A 21,421-nucleotide genomic window follows, 5' to 3' on the forward strand; every position below is an offset into this window, starting at 1 on the left:
GAGCAGCTGATGAAACGCCGTATAGCCTAGAGCGGGCAGAGGGCGGCTGTGTCGCCAGACGCGAGCAGGGCGATCGCAGCTTCGCGGTCGAGGCCGTTGTCGGATGCCTGGTTTAGGATTTGCGCGGCTTCATAGGACCAGGTGAACGGGTCTTCCGACGCAACACAGAAGGCCGAGAACATGGCGGCTGTGTCTGCACCCATCCAGGTCGGCGCCTCCACGGCGGGCACGGGCGGTGCCGCGTCCACTGCATCGAAGAAGGTCTGCTTGGTACGGCCGAAGCTGTCTTTCACCACGATCGAATAGCGGCCCGGAAGGATGTCACGGGCCGACAGGGTGGTGGATGTGTCCGATAGGGTGGTGGACGCGAAGATCCGGTCTTCCGGGTCCAGAACCAGCAGCTCGAACGGTGCCTGGCCACCCATCCAGCCGACCCAGAGCGGGCGGAAGCCAGCCTTGATCTGGGCGGACTCGGCTTCGAGATCCAGAAGGGCGAAGCCGAACTCCTCGGCGGAGCGGCCCAACCCCTGCGCCACCATGCGATCGCCCAGCGGCATCAGCCGGCCTTCGATGATTTCGGAAACTGACTGCGAGCCGGTTTCGGCATCACCGACGGTGTGGGATGAGGGGCCGCGCAGCTCGCGCGGACCAGCAGCGCCAGCGACTGCGATTACCACCCGATCAGCGGAAGACCCCAGCTTGATGACGTCGCCGGTGCACAGCGGCGAAAAGACGCCAAGGGCTCCCTCGGCACCATTGCGGGCAATGCGCACGCTGTCTTCCTTGCCCTGAACATCCTTGACGAAAGCGACGGTGGGCGAGGTGCACGGGCCAACAGCGGCCAGAGCTTCTGTGGGGGCCGCAATGCTGCCCGCCAGCACCATGAGCGAGGCTGCACCCAGCGCTGCGGCAGTGGTGCCGGTCAACCGGGCCTTGCAGGTGCGGGTGATCTCAAGAAGCGGCTTCGCTGCGGGCATTGCGCAGGCTCTCCATCAATTCTTCAAAATCCTCGCGCGCTTCGTTCAAGGCCGCCACATAGGCGGGTGCGGCGAAGCTCACCCAGATTCCGTTGTCCAACAGGAGATAGCTGGCGAAAGTGCTGATCCAGAATATCCCCACCCCGATCAGGAGCTTAACAATAACAGGGTTTGTCAGCAATTTGATTGGCAAACGTATCAATCTGGCAAAAAACGGCAGATGTGATGTCGGACCAATCCAGTCACGCGCAATACGTGCGTACCAGAAGGAAGCAACTATAAGCGTGACGAATATTGTGAGGAGGCTTGCGTCGGCCAGCCAATACATGCGGTCGATCTCGCCGCCTTCCTCAAGGCCGCGGATCATGTTTGCGATGACCATGCTTCCCCCCATGAGGCCATAGGGTGTCATGTGCCGGTCGCGAGCCATGGAGGCGGCGGACCCGATAATGACCACGCCATTGCTTGAGGCAAGGCCGGATACCATTGGCGCGTTGGCGAAACCCGCGGGTATATAGAACATGTCCGCGGCAACGAGGGTGGGTTCGGATACCGGGTCACCGCCGGGGTGGGCGGAATAATTGATGAAGCTTTCCTGCTGGATGAAGCTGATCGGTGCCCGGTCCGTGCGCTCCAGCACGAAGGCTGTCTCCTGCCGCTCGCCGCGGCAATGGCGGCGCGGCTCTTCCATGGCCCGGTTAACCAGCGCCACGGCGCTGCGGGCATCCGGTGCTGTTCGTGCGGCGATCGCATAGACCGGTGTGGCCGCCACCACGTCGATGCCCGCGGGCGTCTTGATGCAGAGATAGTGAGACATGTAGCGGGCACCGACCACCTCGTCGCCGGTGATCTGCGCAACGGACCAGACGAGATTGCCTGCGGGTGCATTGGCCATGATGGCCTCCCGCCCGCTGCCGCGCGCCCGTGCCGGCTGGTCGCGGTGGCCGTCCCCGTCCACCACCTCACGCTGCATGACCAGTAGGGGGGCGCCCGGGTCGTTTCCCCAGCGGGTAAGAATGTCGTCGATGCGCTGTTCCTCAGCTTCTTCCGGCGTGCGCCAGAAGAGGTCGATATCAGCCACGACGACTTTCGGTCGCGGGAAACCTGGAATGCCGTAGGCCGCTTCCAGCATGTCGGCTACCACCTTGCGCGGTGCGTAAGCCAGGGCAGGTCCGTCGGTCTCATCGGACTGCCAGACGCTCTCATCCAGATTGAGGAAGAGGATGGGGCCAGTGCCCTTTACGGTTTGATTGACCCTGAGTTCGAAGGCGATCTGTAGAACTTCGCGATCAGCTTCACCCAGAAATGTCTGCCACCCCTCTGGGGTCCGCAAGATGGCCCAGACCACCAGCGCCAGCACGAGGCTGAGCAGGAAGTTGCCGTCGAACATGCCCTTGCCGGTATCAACCAGCCGCGTGACACCACTGGTGTCGCCGCCCTTGTCCGGGTTGTTCTCTGTCGGATTCTGATGGTTATCCACGACGGTCGTCGTCACGCGCCCCACGCTCCCCTGCATGGCCTTGTTCTCTCTGTCGAAAGCAAGACTAGCGCAAGGGGCGGGGAAGGGCACCCGCGCAGGGGCTTGGCACCGGCGCGGTCACTGGCAATCAAAGGGGCTGGTTAACTGCCGAGCACGAAGTCCGGCGTCGTCTCGATATTGAGTTGGCCTTCTAGTCCCGCGTCGCGGTGATGCGAGATGGCCTGATAGGCCTCCGAGGTGGACATATCGAACAGCGCCTTGCGGTTGGGATATTCCACAAGCGCGATCTGGTCCCACTTCTCCTCGGCAAAGCCCAGGGTGAGAAAGGTGACAGGGCCGGCAAAGATCAGGCGCCCGCCATGCTTCTCGATCAGCGGTGCCACACCTGCACCATAGCGCGCATAGGCCTCCCGACCGGACAGGTCGGCATCGCTGCCGTCATTGTAGGCCGCCTTGTCGCGGAACTTCAGGAGATTGACCATGACAATGGGGCCGTCCGGACCCGGATCGTTCATCATGGCCTTGATCTGGTTCTCGTCCGGCATCACCCGGTTTTCGACTTTCATGGTCTCTCTCCTGAATTCCTGTTTCCAACCTAGGCGGCGCCGATGGTTCGCTTCGGTGGGAGGGGTGCGAAGTTGCCCTCGCGTTTTTCGGCATTGGCCGTCATCGCCTCCATGATTTCCTCCGTCTGCAGGTGGGAGGCATTCCAGATGGCGATGTAGTCCAGGGCATCCGCAGTCGAGTGGTCACGGGAGTAATTGATAAGGCGTTTGCAGCCGGCAACGGCCAACGGCGCGTTGGCTGCAATCTCGCGCGCGATGTCCATCACGGCGTCCAGCATCTCGTCCTGGGTCGCAAAGACGCGGTTGACGAGCCCGACATCCTTCGCCTCGGCGGCCATCATGCGGCGGCCCGTATAGGCCATCTCGCGTACGACCCCTTCCGGCAGGATCTTCACGATGCGCGGGAAGGTGCCGACATCGGCGGTCATGCCGATCTTGGTCTCATAGATGGTGAAGAACGCATCTTCCGTGCAGTAGCGCATGTCGCAGGCCGTGGTCAGGTCCACGCCGCCGCCAATACAGCCGCCCTGGATCGCGGCCAGCACGGGAATGCGGCACTTCTCCAGGGCCGAGAAGGACTCCTGCATGCCGAGCACGTTCTGATAAAAGGTCTGCCCTGCCGACAGGCGTGCCTTGCGTCTGGCGTCGGCATCCGCGTCGTCGCCGTCACCGGAAATCTCCGGGCTTGCGAACGCAGAGACATCAAGGCCACTGGTGAAGTGCGGGCCGGTGGATGATAGCACGATCACCCGGGCCTGTGCCTCGCGGTCGATGCGGTTCACGATTTCCGGCAGTTCGGACCAGAAGGCGCGGCTCATGGCATTACGTTTTTCGGGCCGGTTGAGGCGGATATGGGCGATGTTGTTTTCGATAGAAACAGCAAAGCACTCGGTAGTGGTTTCGCTCATTGGGTGTCTCCTTCGGGGTTCTGAATTGCGTCTCAGGCGAAAATAGCCTCGCAGCCGGTGCCTGCAATGAGATCGTCAAAGCGTGTCCGGTCCGCCTCGCTCAGCGCTGCGTGGGAGCGGCGCAGGGCGTCGAGGCATTTGCCCTGATAGGGAAATGGTTTCTGAACCCAGGTGGCGCCGCCAATCTCTGTGCGCACTTCCTCGGCTCCTTCCATCAGAGCCGTCGCATTGGCGAGCAGGAAGGGGGCATAGACGCGGCCCACTTCTGTCAGCACGGCCTTGAGCGTCGCGGGTACCGTGTCGCCTGTGAACCAGCCATCATCGTGGGGCTCTTCGCCTGACAGGTCTTCCATCAACAGGACCCAGGCATAGACGCGCGGTGCGATGTCCAGCACGAGGCGGGTCGGTGTCGGGTCAAACTGGGCGAGCTGGGTCAGTTGTCCGTAGAAAGCGAAGTCCGCCGCACCGGGTCTGTCGCCCATCAGAAAGGAGTGCGCGGTCAGGTGATCGCGCAGCATTTCTATGAGGCGCTTGAAGCTGTCTTCGATGACGGGGGCTGTCGTGTCGCTTGATCCCACTACGTAAAGACGAGAGATCTGCCGTTCACTGAAAATCTGGCTCAGCTTGCGGGCGTCTTTCTCCTTTGGTGCCTTGATCCGGGCACGCGGCAGCACATCGCCAGCCTGCTTGATGTCGGCCTGATAGTACCAGCGATAGTGGAACATGGCCTTGGTCAGCCACTCGTCACCATAGTCCTCAAGAAGGTCGTCCAGCATACGGATGACCGGGTCCGTGGGGCGCACACAGCGCTCGGTAACGGCCTCGTCGAACCGGGTGATGAGGGGTGTTGAATCGACGACCGCCTCCAGTTCACCCGCCTCGTTGGGCAGGTAGAACGTGGGGAGGAGTGACACTTTGGGTTGCGGCAGATCGTCTATTTCACGGGGCTGCTTCCAGATCACCTTGTAGGGAATGCGGCGGTAGCGCAGCACCGACAGCATCTTGCGCGTATAGGGCGACGGCGGCGCGCCGGCGAGCGTGACGGGTGTTGGCAATGTCATGGCACTTGCCTCACGCCTTTGCGCTGGGCCGTGCGGAAACCGCCGCGTGCCAGCGTTTGATGTTGGGGTGATCATCGCCCGGCGCCATCTTCACCCAGGCGGAGAAATCGATGCAGACCAGGGCGGAGATGTCGGCGATGGAATAATTGTCGGTGGCAATGAACTCACGCCCTACGAGGCGCTGTTCAAGCGCGTCCCAGAACAGGGGGAGGCGGGCGCGGCCGCGTTCCGCCAGCTCCGGGAGTTGTGCAAAGTTCGTCGGGCCGGTGATGGCGCGATCCTGCATTCCCTTGGACGTATTGCGGAGAATTTCCGCCACGGGCATGAAGCCTTCGAAGTCGATGCGGGCATTCCAACTCATCACGATGCCCTTCTCGGTAGGCGTCGTGCCCAGCAAAGCAGGCTCTGGCTTGTAGGCCTCGGCCCAGGCGGCAATGCCGGCGTTGTCGGTCAGCACTGTGCCATCTTCAAGAACGAGGGCCGGAATGGTGCAGCTCGGATTGATTTTTTTGTAGTCGTCCGAAAGCTGTTCACCCTTGGTCATGTCGACCTGAACCGTATCCACGTCGATCCCTTTTTCCGCCAGCAGAATGCGTGCCCGCCGCGGGCTGGGGGCAGGGGTGAAGTCGTAGAATGTAAGCGGCATCTATTGGCTCCCTGAGTGTCAATTGTTTGCCGGGTGTTATAAATGAACCAACACGCGCTGGCGACTCTTTACCGTTTTGCCTTGGGTAGTAAGTGAGATTACCGTGAAGGATGTCGGCCGGTTGGGCTGGCGGACAGGTTCATGAGGGGGAGCACCATGACCAACTGGATGGGGAAGGCCGCGACATCAGCGGTGATCGCAGCGCTTGCGGCGGTTCTGCCTGCGGGAAGTGCCCTGGCTGAAGATCTCGAATTCCTGATCATCAATGATTCAGACGCTGACATCGTCGAGTTCCAGGTGTCTGATCCGGAGAGCAATGTCTGGAACAGCAATCTCATTCCGGAAGGCTATGTCCTGCCGTCGGGTAATGAGATTGTGGTGATTGTCGCGGATGGGCGCGACATCTGCGAGTATGATCTTCGCGCGGTATGGGATGATGGCGGCGAATATGTGGAGTATGACGCCAATCTCTGTGATCTCGGCGAATACACCTTTGTTGACCCCTAGGTCATTGCGCTGGCGCGCTTAGCGCGCCCAGTCCGGCTGGTCGAAATGGCTGACCCGTGTCGGGCGGCCATGCACCGCCACTTCGTGGAACTGATGCAGCACCGCGCCGGTGGGTGCATGGATCTGCGTGTCGTCCACATGCATGCGGATGATCGGACGGTCGAGGTCGGGGCCCTTGAGCAGCTCCGGTGAATCCGGCCTATCAAGGCTCGTGACGTTGAAATGATGGATTGAGGCCACTTCGTCCGGGTTGGGCGTGAGGCGCGGGGCGTCATGCCAGAAGACGAAGGCTGCGATCGCGTAGCCTGACCGGGTTTCGTAATCATCCAACCGGCCCAGGAGGTGCGCCGGTTCCAGCGTAAGGCCAAGTTCCTCCTGGGTTTCCCTCACCGCGCCCTCTAGGGCTGTTTCGCCTGCGTCGAGCCGCCCGCCGGGAAAGGCCCATTGGCCCGCATGGCCGCTCAGGCGGGGTGCACGGCGGGTGATGATGACGGAAGGGGCTGTGGTTACCGCATGCGGCGCGACGATGACGGCCACGCTGGCGCGCTTCAACTCCGTCTCGGCAATGAGGCGGGGGGTGAAGGCGTCCAAATGCGCCTTCATCCGGGTGCGGAGCGTGTCAGCATCAGTCACGGGCGATCAGCTGACCTTGATGAGGCGGCGGCCGAAACTGTCGCCCTTGAACAGGCCGGCATAGGCGTCTGGTGCATTCTCGATGCCGTCGATGATCTCCTCGCGGTAGATCAGCTTGCCGTCATTGATCCACTCAACCATCTGAATGGCGGCTGTGCCGAACTCGCGGACAAAATCCAGCACCACGAAGCCGCGCATGGTCAAGCGCTGGGTGATGAAGGGCAGGGTGTTGCGGATGCCGTGCGGTTCTGCGCGGTTATATTCCGACAGCTGACCGGAGACAGCGATGCGCCCGCCGGGTTTCAGCACATTGATGGCGGCGTCCAGCATCTCACCGCCGACATTGTCGAAATAGATGTCTGCACCACCATCGCAGGCCTCACGCATGGCGGCTTCAAGGTCATCGGCTTCGCGGTAGTTGAGGCAGGCGTCGAAGCCTGCTTCCGCCGTCAGCCAGTCGCATTTTGCCTTGGAGCCGGCAATGCCGACGACGCGGCCTGCGCCCATCAGCCTGGCCAGCTGGCCCGCGGTGGCGCCGACCGGTCCGGAGGCTGAGGAAATGAGCACGGTTTCGCCTTCGGCGAGCTGGCCGATGTCCTTGAGGCCGAACCAGGACGTCATGCCGGGGATGCCGAGAATGCCGATGGCTGCGGTGGGGGTGACATTGCCGTTGAACAGGCGGGGGTCATGCTTGACGCAATGCTTGTCCCGCGCCACCAAAGCGGACTGCCAGCCGAACCCGCCGGATACGAAGTCGCCTTCCTTGAGCCTGTCGCTGCGGCTTTCCTCGACCACGCCGACGCCGGCGCTGGTGATGAGGCTGCCGATGGGCGTGGCACCCACATAGGTGTCGCGCGACAGAGCAGGGCGCATGCCGGGGTCGAGGGAGAAATGGGTGACGCGGACACGGACCTGCCCGTCCTCAAGTGCCGGCAGCGGGGCTTCCTCGAGCTTGAAGGTGTTGCCGTCGGGGATGCCTGCGGGGCGCTCGGCCAGAACCCAGCGGCGGGATGTCGTGCTTCCCATTTTCGTGTCTCCCTGCTTTGTTGTTGAAAACGACATAGCAAGCTTCAGGGACAACGGAAATGACCAATGCCGCGCAGAGTTTCATCGATGAGCCGGAGCATGTGGGCCTGTTGCGCGACACGCTCAAACGCTTCGTCGCCGAAAAAGCCCCGCGCGAGAAGCGGCGCGACTGGGACAAGGCGCATCAGTTTCCGCGCGATGTGTTTGCGGAGCTGGGCCAGCTGGGTATCTGTGGGCTGACGATTCCCGAAGCCTATGGCGGGGCCGGCGTTGACCTCATGGCGGCGGTGGCAGCCATTGAAGAATTGGCGCAGGCGGGGGCGTTTCTGGCCGGGCCGTTCATCCATGCGGCTTTTTACGGCGGTGCCAATGTGGCCGAGAACGGGTCTGACGCCCAGAAGGCGGAGATGCTGCCGAAGCTTGCGGCGGGGGAGATGTTCTTCGCCTATGGGCTGTCGGAGCCGGATGTGGGCGGCGACCTTCCCAATGTGAAGACGCGGGCCCGCATGGAGGGGGATGAGATCGTCATCAACGGGGCCAAGCGCTGGTGCACCGGGGCGGATTTTGCGGATGTCATCTACTGCCTGGTCAATTCGGACCCGGACGGCAAGAAGTACAAGAACCTCTCAGTCGTGCTGGTGCCGGTGTCAGCGCCGGGTATCACCATGCAGCCGATCGAGCATGCCAATCTGCGCTACACGCTGTCGTCGGATGTCTATTTCGATGATGTGCGGGTGCCGGCGTCCTGCGTGCTGGGCGGGCCGGATATGTGGAACCGCGGCTGGGGGCAGCTTGCGGGCCGCACGCTGGATGTGGAGAAGATCGAGATTACGGCGGTGGCCTACGGGCTGGCGCGGGCAGCGGTGGAAGAGGCCTGGCAATATGCCCAGGAGCGTGAGCAGTTCGGCTGTGTGATCTCCGGCCACCAATCGGTTCGGCATGCCCTAGTGGACGCCAAGACCAAACTGCAGGCCTGCCGGCACATGCTCTATCACGCGGTCTGGCTGGCGCAGGAGGGGCGGCCCTGTTCGGTTGAGACCAGCATGGCCAAGCTCTTTATCGGCGACACGGCGGTTGAGATCGCGCTCATTTGCCAGCGGGTGATGGGGGCCTATGCCCTGTCGGACGGCTATGACATGGAGCGTCATGTGCGGGACATTCTGGGGATGCCGATTGTCGGCGGGTCGTCCAACATGCAGCGCAACAACATTGCCGCGCGGCTGGGGTTGCCGGAATAGGGACAGGCAGGGACTGTGCTGCTAGGCTTGGCTCCGAAAACAAGAACACATGACTTTCAGGGAGGGATCAGATGGCTTCGTTTGATCTTGTGATCCGCGGCGGCCGCATTGCGGACGGGTCCGGTGGTGACATCTTCACGGGCGATGTTGCAGTGAAGGACGGCCTTGTTGCCGAAGTGGGCGAGGTGACGGCCAAGGGCGCGCGTGAGATCGACGCGGATGGCGCGCTGGTGACGCCGGGCTTTGTTGACATTCACACCCATTATGACGGGCAGGTCACCTGGGCGAGCCAGCTGACGCCCTCGTCCTGGCACGGGGTGACAACCGCCATCATGGGCAATTGCGGTGTCGGGTTTGCGCCCTGCAAACCTCAGGACCATGACCGCTTGATCCGCCTGATGGAGGGCGTGGAAGATATTCCCTTCCCGGTTCTGGCTGATGGGCTGCCCTGGGACTGGGAGAGCTTTCCGGATTATCTCGACAGCCTGTCGAACAAGCAGTTCGATATCGACTTCGCGGCCCAGGTGCCGCATGCCGCGTTGCGGGTCTATGTGATGGGAGAGCGCGGTGCGAACCGCGACAAGGCGAGCGCAGATGACATCGCCGCGATGGGCAAGCTTGCCCGCGAAGCTGTCGAGGCAGGTGCCATTGGTTTCACGACGTCGCGTACCCTTAATCACCAGACATCGGAAGGCGATCCAACCCCGACACTGACGGCTGCTGAAGACGAGTTGATGGGGATCGCGCTGGAGATTGGCAAGGCCGACAAGGGCGTGCTCCAGGTGGTGTCGGATTTCCGCAAGCGGCGCGACGAGATGGATATGTTCCAGCGCATCGTCGAGAGATCCGGGCGGCCCATGTCGATATCAGTGGCGCAGACGGATCTGGCTCCCGATGCCTGGAAGTGGCTGCTGGCTGAAATCGAGGGCGCAAATGAGCGTGGCCTTGAAATGCGGGCGCAGGTTGCGCCGCGTCCCGTCGGTATTCTGGTCGGGCTCGAACTGACGCTCAATCCGTTTACGGCTTATCCGGCCTTTCGTGAGATCGAAGATGCGCCGCTGGCCGAAAAGGTGGCCAAGCTGTCGGACCCGGACTTCCGGGCGTGCCTGCTCTCGCAGGAGCCGTCGTCGGATCACCCGTTTGTGCAGTCACTCATCCGCCAGTTCGGGCTCATGTTCCCGCTGGGTGATGTGCCGGATTATGAGCCCACGCCGGACAAGATGCTGAAGGCACAGGCCGAGCGCGCGGGCAAATCCGTCGAGGAGCTGGCGCTGGATTACATGCTGGCCGATGGCGGGCGCGGTCCGGGTACGGCCATGTTGCTGTTCCCCTTCCTCAATTACGCGAACGGGTCTCTGGACCCGTCATACGAGATGATGCGCCATCCCAATGCGGTCATGGGGCTTTCCGATGGCGGGGCGCATATGGGCACCATCTGTGATGGTTCGTTCCCGACGACACTGCTTCAGCACTGGACACGCGACCGGACGCGCGGACCCAAGCTGGACCTGCCTTTCGTCGTCCGTGCGCAGACTGCGGCGACGGCAAAAGCCGTCGGGCTTCGGGATCGGGGCCTGCTGCGGCCTGGGCTCAAGGCTGACATCAACGTCATCGATTACGACGGTCTCAGGCTGCACGCCCCTGAGATCCGCCATGACCTTCCGGGCGGCGGACGTCGGCTATTGCAGCGCGCAGACGGCTATCTGGCGACCATCGTGTCGGGTGATGTCATCTATGAGAATGCCGAACCCACCGGCGCGCTGCCCGGGCGGCTGGTGCGCAGCTAGTGCCTCCGGCGACGCGGGCCATGCTGTGAGAAGATTTGCGGGGAGCTCGTGGATCAGAGGATCTGGCGGAGCCAGTTTTCTGCCGCTGCGAGGTCCTCAAGTCTGGTGACGTCCTCGGCGTCGTCGCCGCTCGGCTCTCCATCCTGCGGGATGCCAACCAGTGCCCTGTGTGTTACGCGGGCCGCGCGAGCTGCCTGCATGTCCGTCCATTTGTCGCCCAGCATGGCGGATGCCGCCATGTCGATATCATGGGCGTCACGGGCCGCCAGGAACATGCCTGGATTGGGCTTTCGCAGCGGATGATCCCTGCCGTCCAGGCCCTTGAGGTAGGGGCAATGATATACCTGCGTTAGCGGTACGCCTTCCGCCTCGAATCGGGCGCTCATCCATCGGGTGATGGTCTGGTAGGTTTCTTCGCTGTAATAGCCGCGCGCAATTCCGGACTGGTTGGTGACCACGATCAGCAACGCACCAAGGTCGCGGGCTGTGCGGGTCAGGTCAAAGATACCGGGCATCCACTCGAAGGCGGAGGGGTCGTGGACATAACCCTTGTCCACATTGATGATGCCGTCACGGTCCAGGAAGAGAGCTTTGCGGGGCAAGGGGATGGTCACGCGGAAGTGAGGGGAGCGAGGTGAGTGGTGCGCCTATCTAACGCACAGATCGCGAGCCCGGCAAAGGAGCAATCACGTGACGGATCAGCGTTCCGGCCAGAAGCCCATCACCCTGCATGCCGATCTGTCGCTACCTGCCGAGGTGGATACCGCAGCGCTTGACTGGGTGCCGTCACCCATGGCGGGCGTGGAGCGCCGGATGATAGAGCGGGATGGCGGCGAGGTGGCGCGAGCGACAAGCCTCGTTCGCTACCAGCCGGGCAGCCGTTTCTCCGCCCACCGTCATGACATGGGAGAGGAGTATCTCGTTCTCGAGGGCACATTCTCCGACAATGACGGGGACTTCCCGGTCGGCAGCTATGTGCGGAATCCACCCGGTTCTTCCCATGCGCCGCATACGGATGAAGGTGCGGTGATCCTCGTCAAGCTGCGGCAGATGCCGGAGGGTGAAACCCGCACTGTGCATGTCGATACGTTGGTTGCCCCTTTCCTGCCAGCCGGTGCACCGGGCCATGAGCGGCAGGTTCTGTTCGAGGCTGACTATGAGCGCGTGGCAATCGAGAGGCTACGTCCGGGTGTCAGTCTGGAGGCCAGCCGCCAAGGTGGCGAAGAGCTGTTTGTGCTCGACGGGACGCTTTCCTATGGCGGGGATCTTTACAAGGCCGGCGCCTGGATTCGCCGTGCGGCAGGGCAGGAGCAGCCGGTGGCCTCACCTGATGGCGTGCGGTTCTGGGTGAAGCGGGGGCACCTGCCGGGCCCGGCACAGTGAGTGCTGTCAGCCGGAGCAGCTGGCACCGCCAAGGACACAGAATCGTGCGCAATGGGCGTGGTTCAACGATACCGGCTGCATGCTTTCTTTCAGCGTCGTGCCGAGTTCAAAGCGGGTGTCGTAGGCAATGAGGGTGCACGCGAGGATTGCCGGCGCCTCGGCTCCCTTTCGCTTCACAGCCATGCGGGCATTCGAGCACATGATGTCTGCCGGTGACTTGCCGAGAAGGCCCCAGCATTGCGTGGTGATTTCCGGCACATCAGCTGCCTCGTCCATCTCGGGGAAGATCACGAGGTCGGCGGGGTCGCTGGCATCAAGGTCGAGGTCCAGGTCATTAAAGAGGCGCGCATAGCCTGCACGCTCATCCGCTTCCGTCTCGCCAGAGAGCATTCGCCCGGCGATAGACAGGGTAAAGCCGTTGCGCGCCAGCCACCTGATGCCGTCGATCATCGGGTCCCACGAATTGGGGCCTCGTTCTGCTTCGTGCACCGCCTTGGAATAATGGTCGACCGACACGCGGATCGAGAGGCGGTTGCCAAAAAGTGTCTGCAGGGCGAGGAGTGCTTGCGACGGTCCTGGGCGCTGCATCGGCCGCATGGCGTTGGTCAGCACCAGCACCTCGTGGCCGCGCTTCAGGGCATCACCCAGCATGGCGGTGAAATCGGGGTTCATGAAGGGTTCGCCGCCAGTGAACCCAACTTCGCGGAGACCCAGTTCCTCCCGCTCTGCTTCGTCCAGCAGCGTCGCCACTTCTGCTGCGCTGATGTATTCCAACGCGTCATTGGTGGGGGTCGACTCGATATAGCAATTAGCGCAGGCCAGATTGCAGAGCGTCCCTGTGTTGACCCACAGGGTTTCGAGGGCGCGCGGCGCTACCCAGGCGCGGCTTTCGCCCGTGGCCGTCAGGCGGGGATCCTGAAATTTTCCCTCGATGGTCCGCGGCATTTCATTCATGTGTCGGAGATAAGCCGCTAGGCAGATGGGCGTCCACTGAAAACCCCCCAATTTTGAACAGTTGGATGTTCAACGCTGCGTGACCTTGCCGGTAGGCGACGCAGGGGAAGCCATGGCAGACTGCGTTGCGAACCTTTTCAATTCCGATCCAAGAACGAAACCGCGACAGGAGACGCACCATGTCCGCAGAGGCTGTTGAATTCGAGGTCCGCAAGGACAAGCTGGCCGAGACGCGACTGGAAAAGCAGGCCGCGCCGGATCTGGCTCCCGGTGAGGTGCTGCTGAAGGTTGAGCGCTTTTCGCTCACCGCCAACAACATCACCTATGCGGTGTTTGGTGATGCCATGCGCTACTGGGATTTCTTCTCCGACCGCAGTGAGGAGGCGGAATTCGGCCGCATCCCGGTATGGGGCTTCGGCGAAGTGGTTGCCTCAAATGCCGAAGGGGTTGCTGTAGGCAAGCGCTTCTATGGCTATTTCCCGATGTCGACTCATCGTGTCGCCAAGGCGGGCAAAATTTCCGAGCATGGGTTCTTTGACGTATCCGGTGTGCGGGGTGAGCTTGCGCCGGTCTACAGCCAGTTTATGGCGACAGAATCTGATCCGCTTTATGCGCCGGAAGACGAAGACCAGATCATGCTGTTCCGGCCGCTGTTCACCACCAGCTTCATTCTCGATGACTGGCTGGCGCAGAACGACTTCTTCGGCGCCAGCACGGTGATCCTGTCGAGTGCGTCGTCGAAGACATCGCTGGGGCTTGCCTTCCTGCTGAAGAACAACCGCGGTGACAAGGTGAAGGTGGTAGGGCTGACATCCGGGTCCAACAAGGACTTCGTCGAGAGCACAGGGTGTTATGACGACGTCGTCACCTATGACGCCATCTCCGGGCTCGATGCCTCTGTGCCGGCGGCCTTCGTGGACATGGCCGGCAACTCCTCTGTCCGTGCCGATATCCACACCCACTTCAAGGACAATCTCAAGCTGTCCTCAGCCGTTGGCGGTACCCACTGGGACAGCGTTGGCGGCGGGCAGGACGGGCTGCCGGGCCCGCAAGTGGAGCTGTTCTTCGCGCCCACCCATATCGAGCGGCGGATGAAGGACTGGGGCGGTCAGGGATTTCAGTCGCGGGTGGCGGATGCCTGGAAGAGCTTTATTCCGGAAACCAAAAAGTGGATCGGGGTGGTTCATACCTCCGGTGCTGGCAAGGTGGAGCCTGTCTATCAGGAAGTTCTGGGCGGCAAGACGCCTCCCAACAAGGCGCATATTCTGTCGTTGTGGGACTGATTTTCAGTCCAGGGAAGTCGATGCGTCCGGTTTGCTTTCGCCAAGGTTAGTAGATGAAGATCGCGCTAGAAGGTCGGTCGTAATTCGCTGTCTGATCTCGTCTTGCCGCTTTCGAACCATCCCAGGAATGAGAAAAGCGTCGATTAAAAGCCAGATGAAACCGACAAAAATAAAGTAAGAGAGGATTTGTATGATAGCAGTTACGGCTTCGCCTAGGTAGAATCTGTGTGCGCTGACCAATCCAAGAAAGAACCATAGAAGATATGCAATTCCTGTGCTTGGTCCATCATTGCTTACACGTTGCTCAATTAGCGAGAGTTCTGCTGTTGTAAGTGCCATTATTGATTTCCAATTTCACGCCTTGATTTTTAATGCAATCTATACGGATGTTTTGGTTGTGGCAAGAAGGCGTTGCAACACATTTGGCCGCGATATAGGTAGCGCGCTTCTGGTTGTTTGAACTGCCGAGTGTGCCCCATGTCCGATACTGCGCCGAAATCTGCGTTTTTTGATCTCAAAGCGACCCATAATCCCAATCGCTGGACCCTTGAGGTAACCCCCAGCGTCTGCGTGGGACCGCCGCGCAACCTCTTCATGTTCGGTGGTGTTGGCCTCGCCGCATCAATCAAGGCGATGGAAGGCACCACTGGGCGCCGGGTGATCTGGGCAGCTGCACAGTACCTGTCCTTTGCGCGACCCGGCTCAATCGTTGACGTGGATGTGGAAGTGCCGGTTACCGGCCGGTTCAATTCCCAGGCCCGCAGCCGGGCGCATGTGGGTGACCAAGAAATCATCACCGCCAGCGCGGCACTGGGCGAACGCCCGGATGACCTCTCTGAGCAATGGGCTACCATGCCCGACGTGCCGAAGCCGGAAGACTGCCCGCCGATGGAGCGCGCTCAGCGTCATGATGAGGAGCTGCATGACCACATGGAGCTGCGGGTGGCGAAGGGCCGTTATGGCGAAGCCCGCAAGGATGGGCAGATGAGCGATGACGGTGAGGTCTATCTGTGGGCGCGGCCCAAGGACGGCCGGGTGATCGACAGCGGCATGCTGGCGATCATCGCCGACTTCATCCCGTCAGCCGTGGGGAATGCCATCGGCAAGAACGCCGGTGGCAACAGCCTCGACAACACCATCCGCATCCGCCACGTGGTGCCGACGGACTGGGTGCTGTGCGATACCAAGATCCACGGCGTGCATGGCGGTTTTGCCCACGGGCGGATGCTGCAGTTTTCGCAGGATGGCGAGCTTATGGCGACTGCCAGCCAGTCAATGATCGTGCGGGTCCACGACTGACGGGACGGACGGAAGGTTGCCTGTTCAGGCCGGGCGCTTGATGAGCGCGTAGGTCAGGCCCGCCAGTGCCCCGGCGATCATCAGGCCGATGGTGCCGTCCATGAAGCGGGTGCTGGCAATGGGTGTGATCCCGCCCGGGAAGGCGACGCCGAGGGCATAAAGCGCGACCGGCACGGTGACGGCACCCGCGACCAGATAGACGATGCTCCGCAGGCCGGGGGCCAGTTGGGCGACAAACCCGGCCACGATGAATGCGATGAGCAGACCCACCCCCATGATGACGCCAAGCATGGGGCCGAACGTGGTGATGTCATGCACGATCCAGCCGATACGGTCGCCAAGTGAGAATTGCCCGCCGACGGCTGCCATTTCGCCCTGGTTCACCAATGCGTTGGACGTGGCGCCGAGTACGGCGATGACGATGACGGCGGCAATGAAGCCGAGAACCATGCGCATTGGTGTTTCCCCCTTGGGCGGTGCCGGAACGGACAGTTGATGCCGGATGTTCCGTCAAAGCGTCGCGTTTGCCGGTCATATTCGCTTAAGATGGCGTTGAGAACCAGTGCCTCGCGCCCCATCTTGACCCCTATATGGGTCTGCGGCGCCCGATTGGAACGGAAAGCTGGCGAAATCCCGGCCGTGATTGCGGCCATAATCTGCGGGGAAGCATCATGGCGAAGGCATTCACACGGGCCGCACCTGGGGCGGCAACCATGCAGGCAGGTGCGTTTGCAGCTCCGGCATTGATGGCATTGGCTCTTGTGGCGGCCGGATCGGCCTTTGCGGCAGAGCCATCACCCCAAAATGTGACTGTTGCGCCTGACGGGCAGTTCACCGTGGAAACTGTCGCTGAAGGGCTTGACCATCCTTGGGCGATCGCCTTTCTGCCGGACGATGACATGCTGGTAACGGAACTCACCGGCCAGTTGCGGCTGATTGATGATGGCGTGCTGGCCGAGGCACCGGTCAGTGGTGTGCCCGAAGCCTATTTCACCGCCATCGGGCAGGGCGGACTTTCGGACGTCGTGCTGCACCCTGACTTCGAGACCAACCAGTTGGTCTACCTCACCTATTCCGCCCAGCGGGACGAGGGCAACACGCTGGTGGTGGGCCGGGGCACATATTCCGACGGGGCGCTGCAAGACTTCGAAGAGGTGTTCGAAGCTGATGCCTATCGCACCACCAATGTGCATTACGGTGCCCGCTTGGCCTTCCTGCCGGATGGTAGTTTCGTGGTCACAAGCGGCGATGGCTTTGATTATCGCGAACAGGCCCAGTACAACAGCGACCATTTCGGGACTGTCATCCGCCTCAATGAAGACGGCTCCGTCCCGGCGGACAATCCTTATGTGGGCGACGATGCAGCCCGGGACGAGATATTCTCCTTCGGTCACCGCAACCCGCAGGCGATTCTGCATGATCCGGAAACCGGCCGCATCTACGCCAACGAACATGGCGCACAGGGCGGCGATGAAATCAATGTCATCGAACCTGGCGGCAATTACGGGTGGCCGCTTGCCACCTATGGGCTGAACTACACGGGCGCTTATGTATCGCCGCTGACCGAGTTTGAAGGATCAAGCCAGCCCATGACCTGGTGGACGCCGTCGATTGCACCGTCCGCCATGGAAATTGTCTCGGGCCGGGCCTTTGCCGATTGGGAGGGGGACCTTCTGGTCACCGCGCTGGCTGCGGGCAATGTAACCGATCTCGCCAAGTATAATCTGCGCAGGGTCATCATCGACGGTGGTGACCTGCAGGGTGAGGAAGCGATCCGTGTTGCTGTGCCCGGCGCAGAGGATGACGACGCGACACCGCGTTTGCGCGACGTGGCGCTGGCCCCGGACGGCAGCATCTACGTCCTGACAGATGGTGAAGGCGGGCACGTGCTGCGGCTGGTGCCGGCGGGCGGCATGCCGCAGGCGTCTCTCGAAGATGCGCAACAGGCTGTGAAGGACGCGTCGGAGGCTGTCATGGAGGCTGTACGCAAGACAGCTGAGGAAGCTGCCGCGGTTGTTGAAAAAGCCATCGATGAGAACAAGGACGATGTGGCCGCTGCTGTGAATGACGCCATGGAAGCCACCGCTGAAGCGGTGAAGGAAGCTGCTGATGCCGTGAAAGACGCGGTGGAAGACGCCAATACCTCGGGGGCTTCAGGTGACGTTTCCGATGAGGCAGCCCGCAACTAGAGCTGCAACTTGATCTGATGAGAAAGGCGGTGCCGGTTAATCCGGACACCGCCTTTTATTGTGTTCGGCCTGCTGCTGTCAGAAACGGACAAGCACGTTGCGGAACTGCCAGGGGTCGCTTTCGTCCATGTCTTCATCGAAGAAGCCGGTCTGGCTGTCCAGGGGCGTCCAGTCCGTGTAGTAGCCCTTGACCGGCCCGAGATAGGGCGACTGTACTTCAAGCAGGCGCTTGTAGTCCATCTCGTCGGCCTCGACGATCCCGGCCTTTGGGTTTTCAATGGCCCAGACCATGCCGGCCAGCACGGCTGAGGTCACCTGGAGGCCCGTAGCATTCTGGTAGGGCGCGAGCTTCCGGGTCTCTTCGATCGAGAGTTGCGAGCCGTACCAATAGGCATTCTTGGCGTGGCCATAGAGCAGGACGCCCAGCTCATCGATGCCGTCGACGATCTCGTCTTCTTCGAGGATGTGATAGATCTCCTGCGGATCGGCGCCCTTGCCGAAAAGCTCATGCATGGACAGCACCGCATCATCGGCCGGGTGATAGGCGTAGTGAACGGTCGGCCGGTATTCCGGGTCCTTGCCTGCGCCGACGGTGAAGAAATCGGCGATGGATACGCTTTCGTTGTGGGTCACAAGGAAGCCGTATTGCGGGCCTGGCGTCGGGCACCATGTGCGCACGCGGGTCGCGCCGCCGGGCTGTGTCAGGTAGATCGCCGACTGGCAGCCTGAACCGTCTGCCTGGAAATGCGCGTTCTCCGGCAGCCACTTCTCATGCGTCCCCCAGCCCAGTTCAGCGGGCTGGCAGCCTTCGGAGATGAAGCCGTCGACAGACCAGGTGTTGACGAAGGTGCCAAGCTTCTTGGGGTTCTTGGCGCGCTGGGTGTCACGCTCGGCGATGTGGATGCCCTTTACGCCGGCCTTTTGCATCAGGCGGGCCCAGCCTTCGCGGTCATCCGCCGCCGGCTCTTCATAGTCGAAACCCAGGTCGTTGCAGAGATTGACCAGTGCCTGCTTCACGAAGAAGGAAACCATGCCGGGATTTGCGCCGCAGCAGGAGACAGCGGTCGTGCCGCCAGGATTGGCCCGTTTCTCGGTGCGGGCGGTTTCGCGGAGATAATAATTTGTCCGCTCAGCGGGGTCGTTGTCCTTCTCCACATAGAAACCGAACCAGGGTTCGACGACCGTGTCGATGTAGAGCACGTCGATGTCACGGCACAGGCGCATGAGGTCCACCGAGCCGACATCCACCGAGAGATTGACGCAGAAGCCCTGACCTTCGCCCTCGGTGAGGAGAGGCGTGAGCACGTCTTTGTAGTTCTCTTCGGTAAGTGCCTGCTTGATGAAGCGGATGCCATGCTTCTCTGCCAGTTCACGACCGTCATCGCTCGGGTCGATGATGACCATGCGGCTCTTGTCGAAATCGAAATGCCGCTCGATGAGGGGGAGAGTGCCGCGTCCGATGGAACCGAACCCGATCATGACGATGGGGCCGGTGATCTTGTGGTAGACGGGCCAGGAGGTCTGGTCGGTCATGGCGTTCAAGTCTTTCCTTTGTCTTCCCCGGACTGGTCTGCGTCGCGCCGGAGAGACGGCGTCCACGGGCGTCAGGGGCAGGCTGGCTAAGCCCGTTGGGTATTGAGCCGGAATGATCCGTCTGCGGGGCCGGCGTGACGCCGGCACGATGGGAAGAGGCCGGCCTGGAGAACCGGGCCGGCCTTTTTGCGGAACGTGAACGGGGTCAGGACCCTGGGAGATGCCTGGTTGCCAGGTCACGCTCCGTCATGCGGCGTGCCGCTGATGAGGGCCCTAGATAACGTAGGACTTCAGCGGGGCAAAACCGTTGAACCCGTTGGAGGCATAGGTGGTGGTGTAGGCACCGGTCGCCTCGATCAGGATTTCGTCACCCACAGTCAGGGACACCGGCAATTCGTAGGGCGTCTTCTCGTAGAGGACGTCAGCGGAGTCGCAGGTAGGGCCGGCAATCACGCAGGGCGTGGTGCGGTCGCCGTCGCGAGGGGTGCGGATCGGATAGCGGATCGCCTCGTCCATGGTCTCTGCGAGCCCACCGAACTTACCGATGTCGAGGAACACCCAACGCTGACCATCGGGGTCTTCCGACTTGCGGGAGACGAGCACCACTTCGGCACGGATAACACCGGCATCACCAACAAGGCCGCGGCCCGGCTCGATGATGGTTTCCGGAATACGGTTGCCGAAGTGACGGCGCAGCGCGCCGAAGATCGCCTTGCCGTAGTCTTCCGAGGTGGGCACGTCCTTCAGGTAGCGGGTGGGGAAACCACCGCCCATGTTGACGAGCTTCAGGTGAATGCCGCGCTCGGCCAGGGTCTTGAAGACCCGGCTGGCATCCGCCAGGGCGGTATCCCACGCAGCCGTGTTGGCCTGCTGGGAGCCGACATGGAAGGACACACCGACAGCTTCGAGACCGAGCTTGTGAGCGTGCTCAAGAACGCTGACCGCCATGTCCGGCTCGCAGCCAAACTTGCGCGACAGGGGCCATTCAGCGCCGGCGCCATCGGTAAGAACGCGGCAGAACACGCGTGCGCCGGGGGCGACACGGGCGATCTTTTCCACTTCTTCCGGGCAATCAACGGCGTAGAGGCGGACACCGAGCGCATAGGCGCGGGCGATGTCGCGTTCCTTCTTGATGGTGTTGCCATAGGAGATGCGGTCCGCGGATGCACCGGCGGCCAGAACCATCTCGATTTCGGCAACGGAGGCCGTGTCGAAGCTCGATCCGAGCTTTGCGAGCAGGGCCAGAATTTCGGGGGCCGGATTTGCCTTCACGGCGTAGTACACGCGGCTTTCAGGCAGAGCGCGGGCCAGGCGCTCGAAGTTCTTACGCACCACTTCCAGATCAACGACAACGAACGGCTCGTCGGATCGGGTGGTGCGGAGAAAGTCGTTAATTCGATCAGTCACCATATTGGTGGTCTCCCAGGTCCAGAAAGTTGCAGTTGCGTCAAAGACGACTGCCCGTCCGCATGGTGGAAATGCGGCGCGGGAAGCGCTTTTGAGCGCGGGCGTGTCCGGGCCTATCGCCAGCAACCATCATGGGTGCTGAACGCTTTGCCGGGGCTGTTGCCGGATTGGATCTGGGAATGCCCCAAGTCCTCACGCGGGCAAGGAAGGTGTGCCTCTTCAGTGTCGCCGGCGTTTGGAAGACCGACTGAGACCAAAAAAGCCCTCACCGTCGTTGCTTTTGGCTGCTGGTGTTCTGGTTGTTTCCAGCAGCTACGGGCACGTGCGACTTATTGGGCGGCGCGAGATGTACGCGTTTTGCATGGGCACTTCAAGCGAAATGCTCAAAAATCTTTCGTGATCCAGCCCTGCATTCATTGCAGAGCATCGGGTGCGGCAAGGGAACAACAGTTGCATCCGGTCGCCGCCTTCCTGGCGGCCCTTTATGGGTCGTCCCATGGGCAGCGCTTCAAAATAATGATATGCATTACTTCACGTAACATGT

General features: G+C 61.7%; 21 protein-coding genes. 7 read left to right on the forward strand and 14 right to left on the reverse strand.

Features of this window, described 5'->3' with window-relative positions; all coding sequences use genetic code 11:
• Positions 1–26: 26 nt before the first annotated feature.
• The 6 genes from HG718_RS15340 to HG718_RS15365 all read right to left on the reverse strand — a co-directional run bounded on the left by HG718_RS15340 (position 27) and on the right by HG718_RS15365 (position 5,638).
• Entirely contained in the window at positions 27–977 is a 951-nt protein-coding gene (locus HG718_RS15340) for a hypothetical protein (RefSeq protein ID WP_160586475.1), read from the reverse strand.
• On the reverse strand, positions 952–2,472 hold the full coding sequence (locus HG718_RS15345) for a CHASE2 domain-containing protein (RefSeq protein WP_160586476.1): 1,521 nt from the start codon (positions 2,470–2,472) through the stop codon (positions 952–954). The genes HG718_RS15340 and HG718_RS15345 overlap by 26 nt, the downstream gene beginning before the upstream one ends.
• Positions 2,473–2,597: 125 nt before the next feature.
• Positions 2,598–3,023: a DUF1330 domain-containing protein gene (locus HG718_RS15350; protein ID WP_160586477.1), complete on the reverse strand. Its 426-nt coding sequence runs from the start codon at positions 3,021–3,023 to the stop codon at positions 2,598–2,600.
• 29 nt (positions 3,024–3,052) lie between these two features.
• The gene (locus HG718_RS15355; RefSeq protein ID WP_027840554.1) at positions 3,053–3,931 is read right to left on the reverse strand and encodes a crotonase/enoyl-CoA hydratase family protein; all 879 of its coding nucleotides are present in this window, start codon (positions 3,929–3,931) and stop codon (positions 3,053–3,055) included.
• A 32-nt stretch (positions 3,932–3,963) separates the two neighbouring features.
• Positions 3,964–4,992: a glutathione S-transferase N-terminal domain-containing protein gene (locus HG718_RS15360; RefSeq protein ID WP_160586478.1), complete on the reverse strand. Its 1,029-nt coding sequence runs from the start codon at positions 4,990–4,992 to the stop codon at positions 3,964–3,966.
• 10 nt (positions 4,993–5,002) lie between these two features.
• A complete protein-coding gene (locus HG718_RS15365) occupies positions 5,003–5,638 on the reverse strand; it encodes a glutathione S-transferase family protein (RefSeq protein WP_160586479.1) in 636 nt (211 codons plus the stop codon).
• 141 nt (positions 5,639–5,779) lie between these two features.
• On the opposite strand from HG718_RS15365, the gene HG718_RS15370 reads away from it, so the two are divergent.
• A complete protein-coding gene (locus tag HG718_RS15370) occupies positions 5,780–6,145 on the forward strand; it encodes a hypothetical protein (RefSeq protein ID WP_205345614.1) in 366 nt (121 codons plus the stop codon).
• Between the two features lie 18 nt (positions 6,146–6,163).
• Here the strand turns inward: HG718_RS15370 and HG718_RS15375 are convergent, their stop codons facing one another.
• Positions 6,164–6,778 (reverse strand): NUDIX hydrolase, encoded by a 615-nt coding sequence (locus HG718_RS15375; RefSeq protein ID WP_244624765.1) that lies wholly within the window; start codon positions 6,776–6,778, stop codon positions 6,164–6,166.
• Positions 6,779–6,784: 6 nt separating this feature from the next.
• Positions 6,785–7,804, reverse strand: coding sequence for an NADP-dependent oxidoreductase (locus HG718_RS15380; protein WP_160586480.1), 1,020 nt, complete (start codon positions 7,802–7,804; stop codon positions 6,785–6,787).
• A gap of 59 nt (positions 7,805–7,863) precedes the next feature.
• Here HG718_RS15380 and HG718_RS15385 point away from each other — a divergent pair, with 59 nt between their 5' ends.
• Both HG718_RS15385 and HG718_RS15390 read left to right on the forward strand, forming a co-directional pair.
• Positions 7,864–9,042, forward strand: a complete 1,179-nt coding sequence (locus HG718_RS15385; RefSeq protein ID WP_160586481.1) for an acyl-CoA dehydrogenase family protein — start codon at positions 7,864–7,866, stop codon at positions 9,040–9,042.
• Between the two features lie 71 nt (positions 9,043–9,113).
• A complete protein-coding gene (locus HG718_RS15390) occupies positions 9,114–10,829 on the forward strand; it encodes an N-acyl-D-amino-acid deacylase family protein (protein ID WP_160586482.1) in 1,716 nt (571 codons plus the stop codon).
• A gap of 53 nt (positions 10,830–10,882) precedes the next feature.
• Here HG718_RS15390 and HG718_RS15395 read toward each other — a convergent pair whose 3' ends face one another.
• Positions 10,883–11,431, reverse strand: a complete 549-nt coding sequence (locus tag HG718_RS15395) for a D-glycero-alpha-D-manno-heptose-1,7-bisphosphate 7-phosphatase (RefSeq protein ID WP_160586483.1) — start codon at positions 11,429–11,431, stop codon at positions 10,883–10,885.
• A gap of 88 nt (positions 11,432–11,519) precedes the next feature.
• On the opposite strand from HG718_RS15395, the gene HG718_RS15400 reads away from it, so the two are divergent.
• A complete protein-coding gene (locus HG718_RS15400) occupies positions 11,520–12,212 on the forward strand; it encodes a cupin domain-containing protein (protein ID WP_205345615.1) in 693 nt (230 codons plus the stop codon).
• A 6-nt stretch (positions 12,213–12,218) separates the two neighbouring features.
• Here the strand turns inward: HG718_RS15400 and HG718_RS15405 are convergent, their stop codons facing one another.
• Positions 12,219–13,157 (reverse strand): radical SAM protein, encoded by a 939-nt coding sequence (locus tag HG718_RS15405; RefSeq protein WP_244624766.1) that lies wholly within the window; start codon positions 13,155–13,157, stop codon positions 12,219–12,221.
• A gap of 188 nt (positions 13,158–13,345) precedes the next feature.
• Here HG718_RS15405 and HG718_RS15410 point away from each other — a divergent pair, with 188 nt between their 5' ends.
• The gene (locus HG718_RS15410) at positions 13,346–14,449 is read left to right on the forward strand and encodes a DUF2855 family protein (RefSeq protein WP_160586485.1); all 1,104 of its coding nucleotides are present in this window, start codon (positions 13,346–13,348) and stop codon (positions 14,447–14,449) included.
• Positions 14,450–14,452: 3 nt separating this feature from the next.
• On the opposite strand, the gene HG718_RS15415 is transcribed toward HG718_RS15410, so the two are convergent.
• The gene (locus HG718_RS15415; RefSeq protein ID WP_160586486.1) at positions 14,453–14,788 is read right to left on the reverse strand and encodes a TM2 domain-containing protein; all 336 of its coding nucleotides are present in this window, start codon (positions 14,786–14,788) and stop codon (positions 14,453–14,455) included.
• 138 nt (positions 14,789–14,926) lie between these two features.
• Between HG718_RS15415 and HG718_RS15420 the strand changes: the two genes are divergently transcribed.
• Positions 14,927–15,748 (forward strand): acyl-CoA thioesterase, encoded by an 822-nt coding sequence (locus tag HG718_RS15420; RefSeq protein ID WP_160586487.1) that lies wholly within the window; start codon positions 14,927–14,929, stop codon positions 15,746–15,748.
• Between the two features lie 24 nt (positions 15,749–15,772).
• On the opposite strand, the gene HG718_RS15425 is transcribed toward HG718_RS15420, so the two are convergent.
• The gene (locus tag HG718_RS15425) at positions 15,773–16,204 is read right to left on the reverse strand and encodes a hypothetical protein (RefSeq protein WP_027840567.1); all 432 of its coding nucleotides are present in this window, start codon (positions 16,202–16,204) and stop codon (positions 15,773–15,775) included.
• A 215-nt stretch (positions 16,205–16,419) separates the two neighbouring features.
• Here HG718_RS15425 and HG718_RS15430 point away from each other — a divergent pair, with 215 nt between their 5' ends.
• On the forward strand, positions 16,420–17,937 hold the full coding sequence (locus HG718_RS15430) for a PQQ-dependent sugar dehydrogenase (RefSeq protein WP_160586488.1): 1,518 nt from the start codon (positions 16,420–16,422) through the stop codon (positions 17,935–17,937).
• Between the two features lie 78 nt (positions 17,938–18,015).
• Here the strand turns inward: HG718_RS15430 and HG718_RS15435 are convergent, their stop codons facing one another.
• Entirely contained in the window at positions 18,016–19,470 is a 1,455-nt protein-coding gene (locus tag HG718_RS15435; RefSeq protein ID WP_160586489.1) for a homospermidine synthase, read from the reverse strand.
• A 273-nt stretch (positions 19,471–19,743) separates the two neighbouring features.
• A complete protein-coding gene (locus HG718_RS15440; RefSeq protein ID WP_027840569.1) occupies positions 19,744–20,880 on the reverse strand; it encodes a type III PLP-dependent enzyme in 1,137 nt (378 codons plus the stop codon).
• Positions 20,881–21,421: the final 541 nt, after the last annotated feature.

The sequence above is a fragment of the Pyruvatibacter mobilis genome, assembly GCF_012848855.1.
GTDB classification, from domain to species: Bacteria; Pseudomonadota; Alphaproteobacteria; order CGMCC-115125; family CGMCC-115125; genus Pyruvatibacter; species Pyruvatibacter mobilis.

Bases quoted from the DNA above. Each gene is read 5' to 3' on its own strand.
- HG718_RS15340 (WP_160586475.1), bottom strand. From the start codon at position 977: ATGCCCGCAGCGAAGCCGCTTCTTGAGATCACCCGCACCTGCAAGGCC.
- HG718_RS15350 (WP_160586477.1), bottom strand. From the start codon at position 3,023: ATGAAAGTCGAAAACCGGGTGATGCCGGACGAGAACCAGATCAAGGCC.
- HG718_RS15355 (WP_027840554.1), bottom strand. From the start codon at position 3,931: ATGAGCGAAACCACTACCGAGTGCTTTGCTGTTTCTATCGAAAACAAC.
- HG718_RS15360 (WP_160586478.1), bottom strand. From the start codon at position 4,992: ATGACATTGCCAACACCCGTCACGCTCGCCGGCGCGCCGCCGTCGCCC.
- HG718_RS15365 (WP_160586479.1), bottom strand. From the start codon at position 5,638: ATGCCGCTTACATTCTACGACTTCACCCCTGCCCCCAGCCCGCGGCGG.
- HG718_RS15370 (WP_205345614.1), top strand. From the start codon at position 5,780: ATGAGGGGGAGCACCATGACCAACTGGATGGGGAAGGCCGCGACATCA.
- HG718_RS15380 (WP_160586480.1), bottom strand. From the start codon at position 7,804: ATGGGAAGCACGACATCCCGCCGCTGGGTTCTGGCCGAGCGCCCCGCA.
- HG718_RS15385 (WP_160586481.1), top strand. From the start codon at position 7,864: ATGACCAATGCCGCGCAGAGTTTCATCGATGAGCCGGAGCATGTGGGC.
- HG718_RS15390 (WP_160586482.1), top strand. From the start codon at position 9,114: ATGGCTTCGTTTGATCTTGTGATCCGCGGCGGCCGCATTGCGGACGGG.
- HG718_RS15405 (WP_244624766.1), bottom strand. From the start codon at position 13,157: ATGCCGCGGACCATCGAGGGAAAATTTCAGGATCCCCGCCTGACGGCC.
- HG718_RS15410 (WP_160586485.1), top strand. From the start codon at position 13,346: ATGTCCGCAGAGGCTGTTGAATTCGAGGTCCGCAAGGACAAGCTGGCC.
- HG718_RS15415 (WP_160586486.1), bottom strand. From the start codon at position 14,788: ATGGCACTTACAACAGCAGAACTCTCGCTAATTGAGCAACGTGTAAGC.
- HG718_RS15420 (WP_160586487.1), top strand. From the start codon at position 14,927: ATGTCCGATACTGCGCCGAAATCTGCGTTTTTTGATCTCAAAGCGACC.
- HG718_RS15425 (WP_027840567.1), bottom strand. From the start codon at position 16,204: ATGCGCATGGTTCTCGGCTTCATTGCCGCCGTCATCGTCATCGCCGTA.
- HG718_RS15430 (WP_160586488.1), top strand. From the start codon at position 16,420: ATGGCGAAGGCATTCACACGGGCCGCACCTGGGGCGGCAACCATGCAG.
- HG718_RS15435 (WP_160586489.1), bottom strand. From the start codon at position 19,470: ATGACCGACCAGACCTCCTGGCCCGTCTACCACAAGATCACCGGCCCC.
- HG718_RS15440 (WP_027840569.1), bottom strand. From the start codon at position 20,880: ATGGTGACTGATCGAATTAACGACTTTCTCCGCACCACCCGATCCGAC.